General features: G+C 41.7%; 18 protein-coding genes. 9 read left to right on the top strand and 9 right to left on the bottom strand.

Translation table 11 applies throughout. From position 1 onward, the window contains the following. Positions 1-14: 14 nt before the first annotated feature. The gene (locus tag CQ839_RS09480) at positions 15-710 is read left to right on the top strand and encodes a GvpL/GvpF family gas vesicle protein (RefSeq protein ID WP_103668036.1); all 696 of its coding nucleotides are present in this window, start codon (positions 15-17) and stop codon (positions 708-710) included. A 131-nt stretch (positions 711-841) separates the two neighbouring features. Here the strand turns inward: CQ839_RS09480 and CQ839_RS09485 are convergent, their stop codons facing one another. After that, on the bottom strand, positions 842-1,678 hold the full coding sequence (locus tag CQ839_RS09485) for a helix-turn-helix domain-containing protein (RefSeq protein ID WP_103668037.1): 837 nt from the start codon (positions 1,676-1,678) through the stop codon (positions 842-844). A gap of 137 nt (positions 1,679-1,815) precedes the next feature. Between CQ839_RS09485 and CQ839_RS09490 the strand changes: the two genes are divergently transcribed. Next, entirely contained in the window at positions 1,816-2,250 is a 435-nt protein-coding gene (locus CQ839_RS09490) for a hypothetical protein (RefSeq protein WP_103668038.1), read from the top strand. Positions 2,251-2,318: 68 nt separating this feature from the next. Continuing rightward, entirely contained in the window at positions 2,319-2,660 is a 342-nt protein-coding gene (locus CQ839_RS09495) for a hypothetical protein (RefSeq protein ID WP_103668039.1), read from the top strand. A 110-nt stretch (positions 2,661-2,770) separates the two neighbouring features. On the opposite strand, the gene CQ839_RS09500 is transcribed toward CQ839_RS09495, so the two are convergent. From CQ839_RS09500 to CQ839_RS09510, 3 genes are read right to left on the bottom strand one after another with little or no spacing between them, the layout of a single operon-like run. Then, positions 2,771-3,589 (bottom strand): class III extradiol ring-cleavage dioxygenase, encoded by an 819-nt coding sequence (locus CQ839_RS09500; protein WP_103668040.1) that lies wholly within the window; start codon positions 3,587-3,589, stop codon positions 2,771-2,773. A gap of 37 nt (positions 3,590-3,626) precedes the next feature. Next, on the bottom strand, positions 3,627-4,253 hold the full coding sequence (locus CQ839_RS09505) for a glutathione S-transferase N-terminal domain-containing protein (RefSeq protein ID WP_103668041.1): 627 nt from the start codon (positions 4,251-4,253) through the stop codon (positions 3,627-3,629). A 41-nt stretch (positions 4,254-4,294) separates the two neighbouring features. Continuing rightward, positions 4,295-5,029, bottom strand: coding sequence for an SDR family oxidoreductase (locus CQ839_RS09510; RefSeq protein ID WP_103668042.1), 735 nt, complete (start codon positions 5,027-5,029; stop codon positions 4,295-4,297). Between the two features lie 135 nt (positions 5,030-5,164). Between CQ839_RS09510 and CQ839_RS09515 the strand changes: the two genes are divergently transcribed. Then, positions 5,165-6,061: a LysR substrate-binding domain-containing protein gene (locus CQ839_RS09515; RefSeq protein ID WP_103668043.1), complete on the top strand. Its 897-nt coding sequence runs from the start codon at positions 5,165-5,167 to the stop codon at positions 6,059-6,061. 162 nt (positions 6,062-6,223) lie between these two features. On the opposite strand, the gene CQ839_RS09520 is transcribed toward CQ839_RS09515, so the two are convergent. Then, a complete protein-coding gene (locus tag CQ839_RS09520; RefSeq protein ID WP_219817758.1) occupies positions 6,224-6,550 on the bottom strand; it encodes a helix-turn-helix domain-containing protein in 327 nt (108 codons plus the stop codon). A 163-nt stretch (positions 6,551-6,713) separates the two neighbouring features. Here CQ839_RS09520 and CQ839_RS09525 point away from each other — a divergent pair, with 163 nt between their 5' ends. Next, the gene (locus tag CQ839_RS09525; RefSeq protein WP_103668045.1) at positions 6,714-7,487 is read left to right on the top strand and encodes an SDR family NAD(P)-dependent oxidoreductase; all 774 of its coding nucleotides are present in this window, start codon (positions 6,714-6,716) and stop codon (positions 7,485-7,487) included. Positions 7,488-7,592: 105 nt separating this feature from the next. Here CQ839_RS09525 and CQ839_RS09530 read toward each other — a convergent pair whose 3' ends face one another. Next, positions 7,593-8,135: a TetR/AcrR family transcriptional regulator gene (locus tag CQ839_RS09530; RefSeq protein WP_103668046.1), complete on the bottom strand. Its 543-nt coding sequence runs from the start codon at positions 8,133-8,135 to the stop codon at positions 7,593-7,595. Between the two features lie 261 nt (positions 8,136-8,396). Between CQ839_RS09530 and CQ839_RS09535 the strand changes: the two genes are divergently transcribed. Next, positions 8,397-9,269: an alpha/beta fold hydrolase gene (locus CQ839_RS09535; protein WP_103668112.1), complete on the top strand. Its 873-nt coding sequence runs from the start codon at positions 8,397-8,399 to the stop codon at positions 9,267-9,269. Here CQ839_RS09535 and CQ839_RS09540 read toward each other — a convergent pair. Continuing rightward, the gene (locus CQ839_RS09540) at positions 9,266-10,168 is read right to left on the bottom strand and encodes a LysR family transcriptional regulator (RefSeq protein WP_103668047.1); all 903 of its coding nucleotides are present in this window, start codon (positions 10,166-10,168) and stop codon (positions 9,266-9,268) included. The genes CQ839_RS09535 and CQ839_RS09540 overlap by 4 nt on opposite strands. Before the next feature lie 199 nt (positions 10,169-10,367). Between CQ839_RS09540 and CQ839_RS09545 the strand changes: the two genes are divergently transcribed. Continuing rightward, positions 10,368-11,105, top strand: a complete 738-nt coding sequence (locus CQ839_RS09545) for an SDR family oxidoreductase (protein WP_103668048.1) — start codon at positions 10,368-10,370, stop codon at positions 11,103-11,105. 241 nt (positions 11,106-11,346) lie between these two features. Here CQ839_RS09545 and CQ839_RS09550 read toward each other — a convergent pair whose 3' ends face one another. Both CQ839_RS09550 and CQ839_RS09555 read right to left on the bottom strand, forming a co-directional pair. Further along, positions 11,347-11,676 (bottom strand): type II toxin-antitoxin system PemK/MazF family toxin, encoded by a 330-nt coding sequence (locus tag CQ839_RS09550; protein ID WP_103668049.1) that lies wholly within the window; start codon positions 11,674-11,676, stop codon positions 11,347-11,349. Continuing rightward, positions 11,663-11,869, bottom strand: a complete 207-nt coding sequence (locus CQ839_RS09555) for a hypothetical protein (RefSeq protein ID WP_103668050.1) — start codon at positions 11,867-11,869, stop codon at positions 11,663-11,665. The genes CQ839_RS09550 and CQ839_RS09555 overlap by 14 nt, the downstream gene beginning before the upstream one ends. Before the next feature lie 418 nt (positions 11,870-12,287). On the opposite strand from CQ839_RS09555, the gene CQ839_RS09560 reads away from it, so the two are divergent. Beyond that, positions 12,288-13,877: a DUF262 domain-containing protein gene (locus CQ839_RS09560; protein WP_219817759.1), complete on the top strand. Its 1,590-nt coding sequence runs from the start codon at positions 12,288-12,290 to the stop codon at positions 13,875-13,877. 201 nt (positions 13,878-14,078) lie between these two features. Continuing rightward, positions 14,079-15,080, top strand: a complete 1,002-nt coding sequence (locus tag CQ839_RS09570) for a hypothetical protein (protein ID WP_103668052.1) — start codon at positions 14,079-14,081, stop codon at positions 15,078-15,080. The last annotated feature ends 75 nt before the right edge of the window (positions 15,081-15,155 follow it).

The raw sequence follows: 15,155 nt of genomic DNA on the forward strand, positions 1-15,155 counted from the left end.
AAGGAAAAAGGAAAATGCTTTATACCTTTGCGATTTTGCTTGCGCCAGCGCCAGATAAAGTACCTTTGGGAATTACGGGCAAGCCTATTCAATATTTGCAGTGCGATCGCTTGATTGCGGCGATTGAAGCAGATGTGGATATTGAGGCGTTGAAGCTTTTACCTGAGCAGTCTTTAATGCAGGCGATCGTTCAGCACGATCGCTTGATTTGTGAGTTGTTTAATGATCGCACGCTTTTACCTTTGCGCTTTGGGACAGCATTTGTGTCGATTGGGGCTTTAGAAACTTATTTAAAAGAAGAGGGCGACAGATTATTAGCAAGTTTGGAGAGACTAGATGGATATGCGGAATTTTTGATTACTGGTTCGGCGATCGCACCGAAAGCAGAAGCTGCTGCGAATCTCAAAGGCAAAGACTATCTCTTGGCTAAGCGATCACAATATCTGCAACAGGAACAATGGCGATCGCAGTTACAAGAGGAAGTTCTCGACTATCGTCAGATGATTACTGCCAGCTTAAATCCTGATCTCTATAAACCTGAATTTCAGCATGTGGAAACTCAAGGCTCGGAGGATGTGCGGGTTTATGCCTTGTTGCCGCGATCGCAGGTTGAGGATTTGCAAAAGATATTGCGATCGTGGGAAAAGCAACATTCCCATTGGCAGATCTCATGGAGTGCTGCTTTGCCACCTTATCATTTTTTGAATTAATGCTGGTAGCAATATAATGAGATTTAGTCCTCAAAGCATCTGAAAAAATGTGAAACACTACCCCATTTTCAAACCTTGATATGAATGGTAAAGCTGAGATTGTTATATTAGCGATCGCTTACAGTAAAACCCTAAATTGGATTTTCCTTTTTCCAATCGTTTTCAGTCTTCGCATCTGCTGGAAAGAAACATTCAATTCTAATTTCCTGAAGAGTGATGTCGTAGGGAGTGCCAAGAGTTGCGATCGTTGAGAAAAACTGCCAATTTAGATTACTTTTCTTTAAGTGCATAGTAAGCAGCAAAGTATGTTGTGCAGAATGACTTGAGTTATTCCACAATTCAGAAGCATCAGGATAGCTCATGAGTTCATTAAACAACAAAGCAGACTGTTCACTCTCAATTGATGAATTAGCCTCGCGGTGTGTTCTCTGAAGCAAATGCCCAGCCACTTCTTCCCAATTAGCAATAAAGGGACGTAAACCCAGTGGATCGAAAACAACTCGCATCAAATTGATTTTTCCATCAACACAAAAAAGAGCTTGCAACTTGTTAGGATCGATGAAGGTATTAATCAGTCGGGCAGCGCCTTGATTGGTCAAGAGTAAATTCCAATAGCGATCTATGACGATCGCAGGATAGGGTTCTTGCTGGTTCAGCATAAAATCGATCGCTTTGCAAACTGGTGTCATCTCAGGAGCCAACAAATCGGTTTCTGCATGAATAGGCGCAAAGCCAGCCGAACTAAGCATTAGATTTTGTTGCCTGAGAGGGATTTCTAAAACTGTCGCTAACTGCAATACCATCTCCTGACTAGGCTTTGCTCGTCCTGATTCCAAAAAGCTAATATGTCGCTGGGAGACTTGACTAGAAAGGGCAAGATCAAGCTGACTGAGGCTTCGGCGATCTCGCCATTGCTTCAGCATAGTTCCAAAGGTTGACTGTTGATGGTTGCTCGCCTGTTGTTGCATTATCAAACTCCCAAGACAACTTTTTGATTACCTCTGAGGTAATTGCTTTGATTATCTCTCTTTGACAAGATAATGACAAGCACATACACAGTCAACTGTCTATTTGGCTGATTCGCATAATTAAGAGTAATAACAACATGTCATTACCTCATTCTGTTCTATTTCCCTCTGAGTCGCTATTGCCCGCGATCGCTGCTGTATTATTTTTGCTATTCACCATATACATTCCTGCCAAAGATGAGCGGCGAATGAATAACAGTTGGATATTTCCTGCTACGTTATCGCTTTTGTTCTTACTTTTTTCTTTGAAAGCGATCGCGTCAGAAGGACTGTCGGGAGTTTGGTTTGAACATACTCGCGATTTGTGGGGTAATCAGATTTGGTTCGACCTTCTCTTGGGAATTGGTATTGGATGGTACTTGATTGTACCGCAAGCAAAATCATTAGGAATGCGCCTATACCTTTGGTTAGCACTCATTGTTTGCACTGGCTGTATCGGTTTCTTAGCGATGATCGCACGCCTACTATACTTACGGGATTGTTCTGCGGAAGCTTTAGCAGTTGTCGAATAACTCAGTGACGTTATTTAGCAATCTCCCCATTATTTGTTTAATTTGGCTAATAAGAGTAACAAAACAACATGACATTACTACGCGCTTTTTTAATTACTGCTGCACTACTCATTTACTCCGTATCAATTTATGTCATTGTCACAATGGGCATTAACTATCCAGCCGTCTATCTTAGTGACATGTTAAAGCTTGACTGGCGATCGCAGTTCAACACAGATCTTTTGATTGCTCTATGCCTATCCTTTATTTGGGTTGCATGGCGAGAAGGATTTACCGCCAAGGGATTTCTATTCGGCTTTCTGTTCATGAACTTGGGTTTTATGTTCGGATGTCCTTATTTGTTGTTCGCGACATATAAGGCAAACGGCAATGCCAAGGTTCTGCTACTAGGTGTCCATGCTGACAAGTGATCAAGATGGATTATTAGGAGCAATCGTTAAAGGTGATCGCCTAAAAATCATGACTCACAGTAATAGCGATCGCCTTGAGAAGATAGATTGTTAATGCGATCGCCTAGAGATCAATAAAACCAAAAAGCAGAAGTTGACAGACTATGCTGAAACCCTGAGTGAAGTTGCTTCACCTTGCTTTCATCTGAATCTTTATAAGCTGCTCCAAGTGCTACAATCATCGGTAAGAAATGCTCAATGCTTGGATGAGCGAGAGAATAAGACTCATGGGACTGAAAGTCCAGAATAGCAGATGTTCTCTCCTGAATGTTTTTTGTAGTTAACATATCAGTAACCCAACTATCAAATTTTCGACTCCACTCCTTGACAATATTTGGATTTTCTCCACTTAAAAAACTTTTTCGGAACTCTGCCTGATTATGAGTCACACCTCCACTACAAATAATCAGTACGCCTTCATCCTGCAAGGATTGTAGAGTTAGTCCCAATTTAAAGTGAAGTTGCAGATCGTAGTCTTGTTGCAGAGAAACTTGTAAAATTGGAATATGAGGCTCTGGAAACATCAGTGAGAGTGGAACCCACGCTCCATGATCTAACCCGCGATCGCGATCGATCTCACTTTCAAACCCATCATGAATTAGGCAGTCAATAATTTTGTCAGCAAGTTCAGGAGAACCTTTCGCAGGATATCGATTCGAGTAGAGCGACTTAACTGGATGATCGTGAATTGTGATGGGAGATTGAGTTGCTGTCACTGAGAATGTCGGCGCGATGAAATGGGCTGATATACAAACAATCGCACGTGGCTGGATGTTTTGCAGCATTACACCTATTTCTTGCAAACGTTGATGGGTAGGATCTTGCGGACTCGTAGTGTAGACCGAAGCTCCATGCCCAACAAAAATAACGGGTAGTGTTTTCGATTCCATAAGACTGACCAAATTAATTTCTATTGAGCACGATTGTTTATAGCGACTTCAATACTTCTAGTCCTTTTGCAACAGCAGTCCGTTCGCCAACTATTTTTACCCAACGCTCCAGTGCAGTCAAGTTCTCGACTCGATCCGCGTGGGCATTACGGATAAAGCTAAGTCCTCCCGATACCCAAGGATAATTCGCGATATCAGCGATCGAATAATCTCCAGCAATAAAAGTTTTATCTTGTAGATGGCAATCGAGGACATTCAACAGACGGATACTTTCATCTAGATACCGATTAATTGCATAGGGCAACTTTTCTGGTGCCGATTGGGAGAAGTGTCCCCATTGTCCAATCATCGGTCCGAGTCCACCGACTTGCCAAAATGTCCAAGAGAACACCTCAGCCCGATCTTTAACCTGAACGGGCAAGAGTTTACCGACTTTTTCCGCCAGATAGACCAAGATTGCCCCAGACTCAAAGACTCGTTGATTGCTGTCGCGATCAACAATGGCGGGGATTTTGCCATTGGGATTGATGGCAAGGAAAGCCTCTGCGTGCTGCTCTCCTTTGGCAATGTTGATGGTAAAAAGCTGATAGGGCAGACCGATCTCTTCTAGCATAATCGATGCCTTCTGACCATTTGGTGTGTTCGCTGTATATAGTTCGATCATTTGTTTTTACCTCTAATACTTTAGTTTCTAAGAAGGGAAAGTTACAAAATCCCACCGTTAGCTTGGATATTCTGTCCTGTTACCCAATGAGCATCATCACTGACCAAGAAAGCCACGACATTTGCCACATCATCGGGTTCTCCCAATCGTCCAAGGGGGGTTTGCTGAATCAGTTGATTTATTGCTTCTTGGGGCATAATCAATCCGTCTGTGTTTGTGACACCTGGGGAAACCACATTCACCGTTACCTGACGATGTCCAATTTCCTTAGATAAGGCAAAGGCGAAACGTTCGCCTGCTGCTTTACTCGCCGCATAAATGCCACCAGCAGGGATGGACATCATTGTACCGCCAGTAGAAAATTGCACGATACGCCCGCCATCTTTGACGCGATTGGCAGCAGCTTGCAACACGTACATTGCACCTTTGGCATTGACTGAAAACACTTTGTCAAAGTCTTCTTCGGTTAATTCGCTATGAGGCTTAAATAACGATGCTCCTGCCACATTTACAACAATATTGATCGCCCCGAATTTCTGCTCGGTTTCTTCAAATAAACGCAAAACATCTGCTTTGTTCGCCACACTGCCTTGAATTGCGATCGCCCGTCCGCCGTTCGATAAAATCTCTTGCACAACAGCCTCAGCTTTGTCTGGGGAGGAAACATAGTTCACTACTACTGCCGCGCCATCTTGACTTAGCCGTTTAGCAACAGCCCGTCCAATACCGCGAGATGCAGCGGTTACGATTGCCACTTTTCCAGTTAATGTTGCCATAGTCTTAATCCTCAGTAATTTTTATTATTCATTTACTTTAGATTGTTGTTCCCAAAAGATTAAGATGGTTTTGAGGAACAGACTGTTCCATAAAAGCAACAATCCTAGTGATTGTCCTCGTCAGCTAAAAGTGTTATGGAAAATCTTAATGACATCATGATTTTCACAAAGATTGTGGAGCAGGGCAGTCTCACGGCTGCTGCGGAGAGACTTGCACTCCCGAAATCTTCAGTTAGCAGGGCTCTATCGCGTTTAGAAGAACGGCTTAGTACTCGACTTTTACAACGTTCCACTCGTCGTATCCATCTCACAGAAATTGGTCGCCGCTATTATGACCATTGTTGTCGGATTGTTCAGGAATTAGAAGTTGCGAATAGTATGGTGGGAAATTATCAGTCTCAACCATCAGGTCTATTAAGGATTACGGCTCCCTATATTTTGGGACAAGCTTTCTTAGGGGCAATCGTGATCGAGTTCTTAAACTCCTATCCCAATGTACAATGCAAAGTTGAGCTATCAAATCGTCATATAGACCTAATAGAAGAGGGATTTGACTTAGGAATTAGGGTAGGGAAGTTACCCGACAGCTCATTGATGATGCAACATTTGGGACAAGCTACTGCTGCATTATTTGCAAGTCCAATTTATCTTGAAAAGTATGGTAATCCTCAAATCCCTGCGGATCTTCAAAATCACATTCTGCTAGATAATACTAAAACTCTCAAAAAAAGCTGGAAACTCTGTCAAGGTTCATTACAGACTGAAATTCCTGTTTTGCCTCGATTAGTTTGTAATGATATGGCAATTTTATTAGAAGCTGCGATCGCTCACCAAGGAATAGCTGTTTTACCTATGTTTGCCACGATCGATGCAGTAAAGAATCTTCAACTAAAGCGAGTCTTGCAAGATTGGTATATTAAGAAAGTTGAGATTAACGCGCTTTATCCATCTTATAAAGACCTATCACCAGTCGTTAGCGCTTTTATCGATTTAGCAAGACAATCCTTAAAGAAGGTCTTGATCGATGCGTAAATAATGTTGTTAGGTGATTGCTAAATTTTTGCGGGGAGAGGGGATCACCTTTAGAAGATAGATTGTTTGTGCGATCGCCTAAAAACCACGATTCACAGTTATAGCGATCGGCTTTAGAAGATAGATGTTGATGCGATCGCCTAGAAATCACGACTCACAGTATTAGCGATCACCTTTAGAAGATAGATGTCGTTTTTTTTCGAGTTCTCTTACTTTATCCAAGATTTCAAGGAACAGTAATCCAAACTGCGTAAACTTGTACTCTACTCTTGGCGGTACTTCTGGGAATGCTATGCGCTCTAGAATGTCAAAATCCACCATTTTGTGCAAACAAGCATTCAATACCTTAGTGGTGAGTCCATCCAATGATCGTGTAATTGCTCCTGGGCGATCAATACCTTCTTGAATTAAGCCTAAAATTCGCATTGACCACTTACAGCCAACAATATATTCGAGCATTTCCGAAACTGTAGTTTGAGTGGTTGGCATATCAATCGTAGTTGTGGTTAAGAATAATATTTAGTGACGTTGCTACTCAACTTGTACCAAAAAGTGCGTACCTTTCCCAAAAGTGCTTGCTTTTCAAACTCCTTGAATTATCTCTATTATGCTCTCATCAACTCAATCAAATTCAGAAATAGGAGAATATATTATGTATTCGGAATTTAAGAATCAGCAAGCATTAGTAATCGGTGGAAATAGCGGCATCGGTCTAGAAGTTGCCAAAACTCTTCTCAAGCAAGGGGCGATCGTAACCATTGTGGGTCGCAATGTTTCTAAGCTTGAAGAAGCATCATCTTTTCTCAGTCAATTCGGGGATATTAAAACTTGGCAATCCGATCTTAGCGATCGCCAACAAGTTACTCAACTTACAGAACGCATTGCCACCGAGTTATCTGAAGTTCGCTATCTCATCAATTCGGCTGGGGTGTTTTTACCAAAATCATTCTTAGAACATGATGGTGAAGATTACGATCGCTATCTAGATCTAAATCGCGGTACTTTTTTTGCAACGCAACAAGTGGCTCGAAACATGACTAGATCGGGGAGTGGCGCTATTGTCAACATTGGATCAATGTGGGCGCATCAAGCGATCGCCGCTACTCCATCTTCGGCTTATTCGATGGCGAAGGCAGGATTACATTCTCTTACGCAACATTTAGCTATGGAATTAGCGCAGTATAACATCCGCGTAAATGCTGTTGCCCCTGCCGTGGTGGAAACGTCTATCTATGGCGCATTTATTAAGCCTGATGAGATTCATACAACCTTACAAGGCTTCAATAGTTTTCATCCCATTGGTCGAGTGGGTCTACCAATTGATGTTGCCGAAACTGTGGTATTTCTTCTCTCTAATCAAACGTCTTGGGTCACAGGAGCGGTATGGGATGTTGATGGTGGCGTGATGGCAGGACGCAATTCTTAATATAAAGTTAGAGCGATCGCCTAGAAATCACGACTCACAGTATTAGCGATCGCGAGGAAGTTGAGCAATTAGTAATGGTAAGAACCGACTGAATCTTTTCCTAAACTAGAGTCCTAAAATCTTTGGCAAGTTAGAGATCGCCCTTTTGAATGGTTCGTTATTACCCAAACATCTAGATAAAATCAACGTCCCCTCAATCTGGGCAATCGCATCTTCAGCGTTACTACGAGCGACTTTCATATCCTGTCCAGCCTCAACCAAAACATCTGCCAAAGCCGAGATCCATGCAGATAGAGTCTGCTGAATGGGAGCCTGAAATAAGGTTTGCGCCTCCCCAAATGATAGAAGATCTAAGAAGCAAGACGAACAGCCGTTATTGTAAAACAGATTGAGGGTTTTACCCATAGCGCGAATCCGATCTAAGGGTTTGCCCTTTCCTTGTAGTGGTTTCAATAAATTTGCATCTAAATCTGTATAAAGGCGATCGATTACAGTTGCCGCCATCTCCTCTTTTCCTTTAGGGAAGTAATGGTACAAACTAGCCCTACCCAACCCAGTCGCTTCCGAAATTTTAGAAAGGGATGCGCCTTCATAACCGTGCTGGCGGAACACGTCACTTAATTTAGCAACTACAGTATCTTTAGACATTTAATTACCTCTGTGTAAGTGTTGCAAGGCAAGTTCTTTCGTTATTCAAATTAAGAAACAGCCCCGCAGGATAGGTTTTTACCTGATTTTAGTTACAAACTCAGAAACACTTTTTAAATATTATACCAAATGTTCGGTGTAAATATATCGATTCAAGCCCAAACAAAAAACTTAAAAAATGTGTTGACAATAAACCGATCGTTCGATACGATAAATGCATCGAACGTTCAGTACACAAAAGCAAATCAAAGGATGATAGCCATGACTACTTACAACAACATTTCCATTGACGGTTTGAATATCTTTTATCGTGAAGCAGGGGCAAAAGACAAGCCTACAATCGTTTTACTACATGGATATCCTGCCTCTTCACATATGTATCGGGATTTGATGAACGAATTGTCTGACCAATTTCATTTGGTTGCTCCCGACTACCCTGGATTTGGCAATAGCGAAACGCCAGCGATCGACAAGTTTGAATACAGCTTCGATCGCCTCGCCGAAATTACTGAGCATTTTCTTCAAGCATTGGGATTGAATCGCTTTAGCCTGTACGTACAAGATTACGGTGCGCCCGTCGGCTTTAGAATTGCATCTCAGCATCCCGACTGGATTCAAGCCTTGATCGTCCAGAATGGCAATGCCTATGAAGAAGGCTTGACTCCCGCTTGGCAAGCATTTCGAGATTTGTGGAGCGATCGCAGCGAAGCAACTGAAGCGCCAGTGCGGGGATTCCTGACAAGAGATACAACCATTTTCTTCTATACTGCGGGTACTAAATCTGCTCAGAATATTAATCCTGACAACTGGAATCTCGTTCAGTCCTTTTTAGATCGTCCAGAAAATGCGGCTGCTCAAATGGAATTGTTTTACAACTATCGCGCCAACTTGGATCGCTATCCTCAATGGCATGAATATTTCCGCAGCCATCAACCACCAACGCTGATTGTTTGGGGTAAGAACGATCCATTTTTTGGTCCAGAGGGAGCCAATGCTTTTAAACGGGATCTAAAAAATGCAGAAGTACATCTTCTCGATACAGGACATTTTGCCCTGGATGAAGAAGGAGAAGCGATCGCATCCCATATCCGCCGATTCCTTCCAGCCAATATCCCATTTCAAGTAAATAATTAGTCCGACACCCAAGGATTAAGCTTGAATTCATTTGTGAAATATTCGATAAAACAACGCACCTTTGCAGGGATGAAACGTCCTCGGCGATAGACAGCATAAATTGGGAAGGATATCGGCTGATAATCCTTGAGGATTACTTGCAATTCTTCAGAATGGATGAGATCGCCCAGCACCCAAACAGGGCAAACTGCAATTCCCAAACCTGATAAGATCGCCTCCCGAACGCCATTAGAACTATCCACTTGTAGATTACCCTTCACAGCGACTTGGATCGTGCCACCCGATGAAAGCTGAAAGTGCCAATTGCTGCCCGTTGTCAGATTGGAATAGACGATGCAGTTGTGATTGACCAAATCCGCAGGTGTTTTCGGTACTTCGCGATCACGAAAATAATCAACAGAAGCAACGGTCACTCGCCGCGTGACACCTAGTCGATGCACGATTAAGTTCGGATCGCGTACCTCTCCGATGCGAATGGCAAGATCAATCCCTTCTTCGAGAAAATCGACAAAGCGATCGCTCATTGACAGATCTAGTTGCAGATCGGGATAGCGACTGAGAAATCCCTTTAGATAGGGAATGATTTGATACTGTCCAAAGGCTAAAGAACAATTTACCCGCAACTTTCCAGTGAGGTTTTGGCGCTTACCGACACTAGCGATCGCTTCCGAAGCAGCATCCAACAGCAATTGGCAATGTTCCAAAAAACGTTCTCCCTCTTGCGTTAGCTGAAGCTTGCGCGTCGAACGGGTTAGGAGTTGCACGTCCAAATATTCTTCTAGGGCAGCAATTTGTTTACTAATCACGGGTTGAGTGGTGTCGAGTTCCTTTGCCACCGCCGAAAAGCTCCCCGTTTCCACCACGCGCACAAAGCTTTTAATGCAGTCGAGGCGATCCATAGGTCGATTTATTCCAAATAAGGATAAATCATATTCCATTTTGCCGTCTTATCAAACGTATTTGAATAAGTCAATATTAGACACATAGAAAGCAGGTGAGTCAAACGCCAGCTAAGAATCCCCAAGAATCAAGTTTCTTAATCCAAACAAAGCAAGCCCAAATCAAACAAGTCTACATTACCCAAAGCTGGAGATTATTATGAACATTCAAGGATCGATCGCATTTGTAACAGGCGCAAATCGTGGCATTGGTAAAGCTGATGTGGAAGCACTAGTCACAGCAGGCGCAAGCCGTATTTATGCGACAGCGCGTTCGATTGAATCGCTCAAGGATATCGTGGCGATCGCCCCAGATCGAATTATTCCCATTGCCTTAGACATTACCAATCCCGAACAAGTGATTGAAGCGGCGCAAAAGGCTCAAGATGTCACCCTCTTAATTAACAATGCTGGTGTATTGGGTGCTGGTGGGTTGTTTGTCGAGAGTAGCATTGCAACAGCGCAGTGGGAGATGAATACTAATTACTTCGGTACTCTCTCGATGGTTCGTGCCTTCGCTCCAATTTTGAAGAATAATGGTGGTGGCGCGATCGTTAACATTCTATCGGTAGTATCTGTTGCAAATGCACCCGTATTTAGTTCCTACAGCGCATCTAAAGCTGCCCTCAATTCTTTGACCCAAGGTATTCGCGCTGAACTTGCTTCACAAGGAACGCAGGTGATTGGCGTATTCCCTGGCCCAGTGGATACAGATATGGCAGAAGCAGTGCCAATGGATAAAGTTGCGCCGATCGAAGTTGCGAATTTGATTTTGCTAGCTATTGAGAAAGGTATTGAAGATGTTTATCCCGATCCTGTATCTCAAGGGGTGTTTTCTGAGATTCAGGCTCCTCTTAAAGCGATTGAGAAGCAGTTTTCAGGTTGGCTGCCTCAATAAAGTTTGCGATCGCGTTCTAGATTTTGAATTTACCAAAAGACAAAATGGCATAGCCATTTTGTCTTTTTAATAGCCTTGTTGGGCAGGTTCGCGATCGCCTTGAGGAGATAGATTGTTAATGCGATCGCCTAAAACTCAAAACTCACAGTAATTGCGATCGCCTTCAGCAAACCTCTAGAAAATATATCGTTAAAGCGATCACCTAAAACTCAAAACTCACAGTAATTGCGATAGCATTATTTCAGAAATGGGGTTTGATATGAGTGTTCCATACTTCACGCAAGTTATCAGCATCTTCTTGAGATAGCTGCCCTAATTTGGTAATTAGTGAAGATTTTTCTAAGCAATCAAGTCGTGATAAACGCACAGTTGAGGCAACTCGTAAACCACTGGTTGACCAGTCTTTCAGTAACACATCGGTTTGCGTTCTCGGTTGCGCGGATGTCACTGCTGCTAATACAACATCGGCTCCATCTAGCCAAAGAATTAATACGGGTCTCTTTTTTGAAGATATTCCATTTGTAAAAGGAATTGTTGCAACCCAGATTTCTCCTGCCTTAATAGTCGTCATATAATCCTTCGTCTTCTGGCGAATAACTTTTTAGAAAGGCATCATGGGCGCGATCGCCTGTTTCTGATTTTGGTTGAATAGTAATAAGCCATTTACCTTTGCCGATTTCTTCTATTATGGAACTAGGCATTGTAAATTTTTCTCCGTCTTGAAGCTCTATTTCAAAAGCTAATTGTAATAACTGGCTTTTCATATTGTGTAGATAATTAAATATTTAAAATCCTAACACAGAGTTCGGTTTCGGGTTTAGAGCGATCGCACCCTCAAAATGCAAAACATCACGATCACCTAAAAATCACGACTCACAGTATTAGCGATCGCCTTCATCAAACCTTTAGAAAATATATCGTTAAAGCGATCGCCTTTAGGAGATAGATTGTTGAGACGATCGCCTAGAAATCACGACTTACAGTAATAGCGATCGCCTTTAGAAAATTGATTGTTGAGGCGATCGCACTTGACTTAAAGTGGAAATCTGCGGTATTTTGTCCTCAGTAGAGTAATTAAGCCACAATTGCGTTAGAACTTTATATTAGGCAGAGTTAAAGGCTGACACAAAATCAGTGTTATCCTCATCATGCAAGTACCTGAATAGGTTAAGGAGTAATAGTTTGGCAGAGCCGTTATTCATAAACGAGTTGATTCATAAAGTTACAGATGGCAGTATCAGAATTCCAAGTTTTCAACGTGGATTTATTTGGGATGCAGACCGTGTTGCACATTTAATGGACTCGATGTACAAAGGTTTTCCATTTGGCTCTGTTTTATTTTGGCGAACTAAACAACCTTTAAAGACAGAAAGAACTTTGGGGCCCTTTGTTTTGCCAGAGAAGGATCCAGATTACCCCGTAGATTATGTATTAGATGGACAACAGAGGGTAACTTCTATCTTTGGGGTTTTTCAAACGGCATTGGAGCCGAAAGTGGACGAAGATCCATCAATGTTCAAAATATACTTCGACCTCTCACAAAGTAACTCTCTTCAAGACTCTTTATTCATTTTTGTTCCTGATAACGAAGTTGACCCAGAAAAACATTTTCCACTAAATCTACTATTTGATCCGCCAAGCTATCGTCGTTATTTGCGCACTATGAGTGAAGAGATAGCTGAGAAGATAGACGTACTTTTTCAAAAGTTTAATACTGCAAGGATACCAGTTCAAACTTTTTCTACTGATGATCGAACAGCCGTTGCAATCGTTTTTGAGCGAATTAATCGTCTTGGGGTAGAGTTGGATACATTGCAATTACTGTCAGCTTGGACTTGGAGCGAGGATTTTGATCTACAGGAAGAGTTCCAAGACCTTGCTGAAGATTTAGCACCTTACGGCTTCAAGAACGTTGGAGAAGACTCTGACTTACTTCTAAGGTGTTGTGCTGCCATTCTTAAGGGAAACGCTTCACCAAATACAATTATCAGCCTTAACGGTGAAGAAGTACGGCAGCGTTTTCAAGAGATTCGCAAAGGCATTAATGGAGCCGTTGATTTTCTCCGAACTTCGTTAAAAGTATATTCTGCAAAAGTTCTACCTTTTCCAACACTCCTGATTCCTCTCTCGGTGTTTTTTGCTACGTCTAATGATCAAGATACACACCCTACTCACGAACAACATGAGAAGCTAGTTCATTGGGCATGGAGAGTTTTTTTTACTCGGCGCTACTCAAAACGATTGGAGCAGTTAAATGCAGATATTGTTCAGATAACGACGCTAAAGAATGGTTTGCAGTCTCATTTGGGCGAATTCAGTGTGGATATTAGTCCAAATTTTTTCACTGAAAACATATTCAGCTTAAGTACTGTCAACACTAAAACGTTCATCTTGATGTTAGCTAATGAAGGTCCAATAAACTTTATATCTGGAAGCCCAATTCAACTAGAATCCGTCCTCAGAGACTCAAACAAAAAGGAGTTTCACCATATCTATCCAAAGGCTTTTCTAAGTCAGCAAGGAATTCATAATACTAAAATTAACTCATTGGTAAATTTTACAATTTTATCGAGAGCTGACAACAATAAGCTGGGAGGAAGTTCTCCATCAGATTACAGAAGAAGAATTACGCAAAATGAAGAGGCTCTACGTATTATCATGAAAAGATCTTTGTGTCCTGAGAATATTTTTCATGATGACTTCAACCGCTTTGTAAAAGAGAGAACTGCCATGCTGGTCGACCGTGCCAAGCGTTTGATGGGTGTACACTAGCAACTGATTACTTTTGGTGTTAAGTCATGGAAGCAGACGGGCAAGAGTGCGATCACCGATCTTGTAGGGTGTTAATGAATGTAACGCGCAATGTTTCTATTTTAACGAAAGCAATCTATTCAGAGCGTTTTCTGGTCAGCTATAATGCCAAATTAGGCACCCCTCTTGCAACCCTAAAGCTTGAAGAGTTGAAATGTTTATATGAACCCAGCTTTGCGATCGCCTAAAATTCCAGTTCTTGGTCCTTATGAAGCACAATGCTTCTCAAAATATTTCAAAGGTATTGATTCGCTTATAGCAAAGAGATTTTTATTTGGATTTTTACCAAACGAAGAACATATCACTTCAATTTTATGTGAGTTGCTTGATGAACGTGGATCACAATTACATCCGTTGCCATACAGCTTGCTAGATCTAAATAACGATCTCAAGAAAAACGGTGGTCTTCTTCAAGCTGATGTTTCCATATCAACAACTGATTATGACAAGTATCAAGAGCGCCATTTAACCCAATCAGATCTTGGAATTGTTATTGAATACCAAGATAATATAGAGCCTAATAATAGCTTCAGTAATGGTGTTCTACTTCAAGCTAAAAAGCTATTTCCAGTCAAACATACTAAATACGATTTAAATTCAGCTTATGAATCCTTTGATGTAGAACAACATGAACGTCTTAAAAAATTGAATGAGTTATATGTAGAAAAAGAGTGTGGGAACGAGTGCATAAAGTATTTAATGTACAACCCTTCTTTGGAAGGTATTCCAAAGTATGAACAACAGAAAATATTGCATCAGCAAATGAAACTAGAGGCAAATTCAATATTTGATTTTACTGTTGGATTACAAAGATATAGAGAACTTCTTGAAGGAGAGCAATCTTCAATCTTGCAATTAGGATGTCTCTTTGCCTCAATCGAAACAATTCATGATTTAGCTACGAAGGCAGCAAGATCCAGTAGAACAAAGCAAACGTTATATCAGTTTACGTTAGGTTCGCTTGTCGAATCTATAAATGTGTACGAGAGTTCTTTGTCTTCATTTTTTGTTTTTGATCTCATGATGAAGGGAGTGGGTTGCTCATGCCAAGAGTTTATTGAGTTAGTTCGTTATGGCAAAAAAACAAATATGGCAAACGAGCTAAGAGTTTTGCCGCCAAAATATTCTATCAGACTAAGTATTACTGCTGGTACTGAGGGTTAATAGTAGCTTTCAAGTATTACGCGGTCTAACACGTCACGGCAGCGGACGGTCGAAAGCCGCTGGTGCACACAACAT

The organism is Pseudanabaena sp. BC1403 (genome assembly GCF_002914585.1).
GTDB lineage: Bacteria > Cyanobacteriota > Cyanobacteriia > Pseudanabaenales > Pseudanabaenaceae > Pseudanabaena.

Excerpts from the sequence above, each read along its gene's own strand:
- CQ839_RS09480 (WP_103668036.1), top strand. The coding sequence starts at position 15 with ATGCTTTATACCTTTGCGATTTTGCTTGCGCCAGCGCCAGATAAAGTA.
- CQ839_RS09485 (WP_103668037.1), bottom strand. The coding sequence starts at position 1,678 with ATGCAACAACAGGCGAGCAACCATCAACAGTCAACCTTTGGAACTATG.
- CQ839_RS09490 (WP_103668038.1), top strand. The coding sequence starts at position 1,816 with ATGTCATTACCTCATTCTGTTCTATTTCCCTCTGAGTCGCTATTGCCC.
- CQ839_RS09495 (WP_103668039.1), top strand. The coding sequence starts at position 2,319 with ATGACATTACTACGCGCTTTTTTAATTACTGCTGCACTACTCATTTAC.
- CQ839_RS09500 (WP_103668040.1), bottom strand. The coding sequence starts at position 3,589 with ATGGAATCGAAAACACTACCCGTTATTTTTGTTGGGCATGGAGCTTCG.
- CQ839_RS09505 (WP_103668041.1), bottom strand. The coding sequence starts at position 4,253 with ATGATCGAACTATATACAGCGAACACACCAAATGGTCAGAAGGCATCG.
- CQ839_RS09510 (WP_103668042.1), bottom strand. The coding sequence starts at position 5,029 with ATGGCAACATTAACTGGAAAAGTGGCAATCGTAACCGCTGCATCTCGC.
- CQ839_RS09515 (WP_103668043.1), top strand. The coding sequence starts at position 5,165 with ATGGAAAATCTTAATGACATCATGATTTTCACAAAGATTGTGGAGCAG.
- CQ839_RS09520 (WP_219817758.1), bottom strand. The coding sequence starts at position 6,550 with ATGCCAACCACTCAAACTACAGTTTCGGAAATGCTCGAATATATTGTT.
- CQ839_RS09525 (WP_103668045.1), top strand. The coding sequence starts at position 6,714 with ATGTATTCGGAATTTAAGAATCAGCAAGCATTAGTAATCGGTGGAAAT.
- CQ839_RS09530 (WP_103668046.1), bottom strand. The coding sequence starts at position 8,135 with ATGTCTAAAGATACTGTAGTTGCTAAATTAAGTGACGTGTTCCGCCAG.
- CQ839_RS09535 (WP_103668112.1), top strand. The coding sequence starts at position 8,397 with ATGACTACTTACAACAACATTTCCATTGACGGTTTGAATATCTTTTAT.
- CQ839_RS09540 (WP_103668047.1), bottom strand. The coding sequence starts at position 10,168 with ATGGATCGCCTCGACTGCATTAAAAGCTTTGTGCGCGTGGTGGAAACG.
- CQ839_RS09545 (WP_103668048.1), top strand. The coding sequence starts at position 10,368 with ATGAACATTCAAGGATCGATCGCATTTGTAACAGGCGCAAATCGTGGC.
- CQ839_RS09550 (WP_103668049.1), bottom strand. The coding sequence starts at position 11,676 with ATGACGACTATTAAGGCAGGAGAAATCTGGGTTGCAACAATTCCTTTT.
- CQ839_RS09555 (WP_103668050.1), bottom strand. The coding sequence starts at position 11,869 with ATGAAAAGCCAGTTATTACAATTAGCTTTTGAAATAGAGCTTCAAGAC.
- CQ839_RS09570 (WP_103668052.1), top strand. The coding sequence starts at position 14,079 with ATGAACCCAGCTTTGCGATCGCCTAAAATTCCAGTTCTTGGTCCTTAT.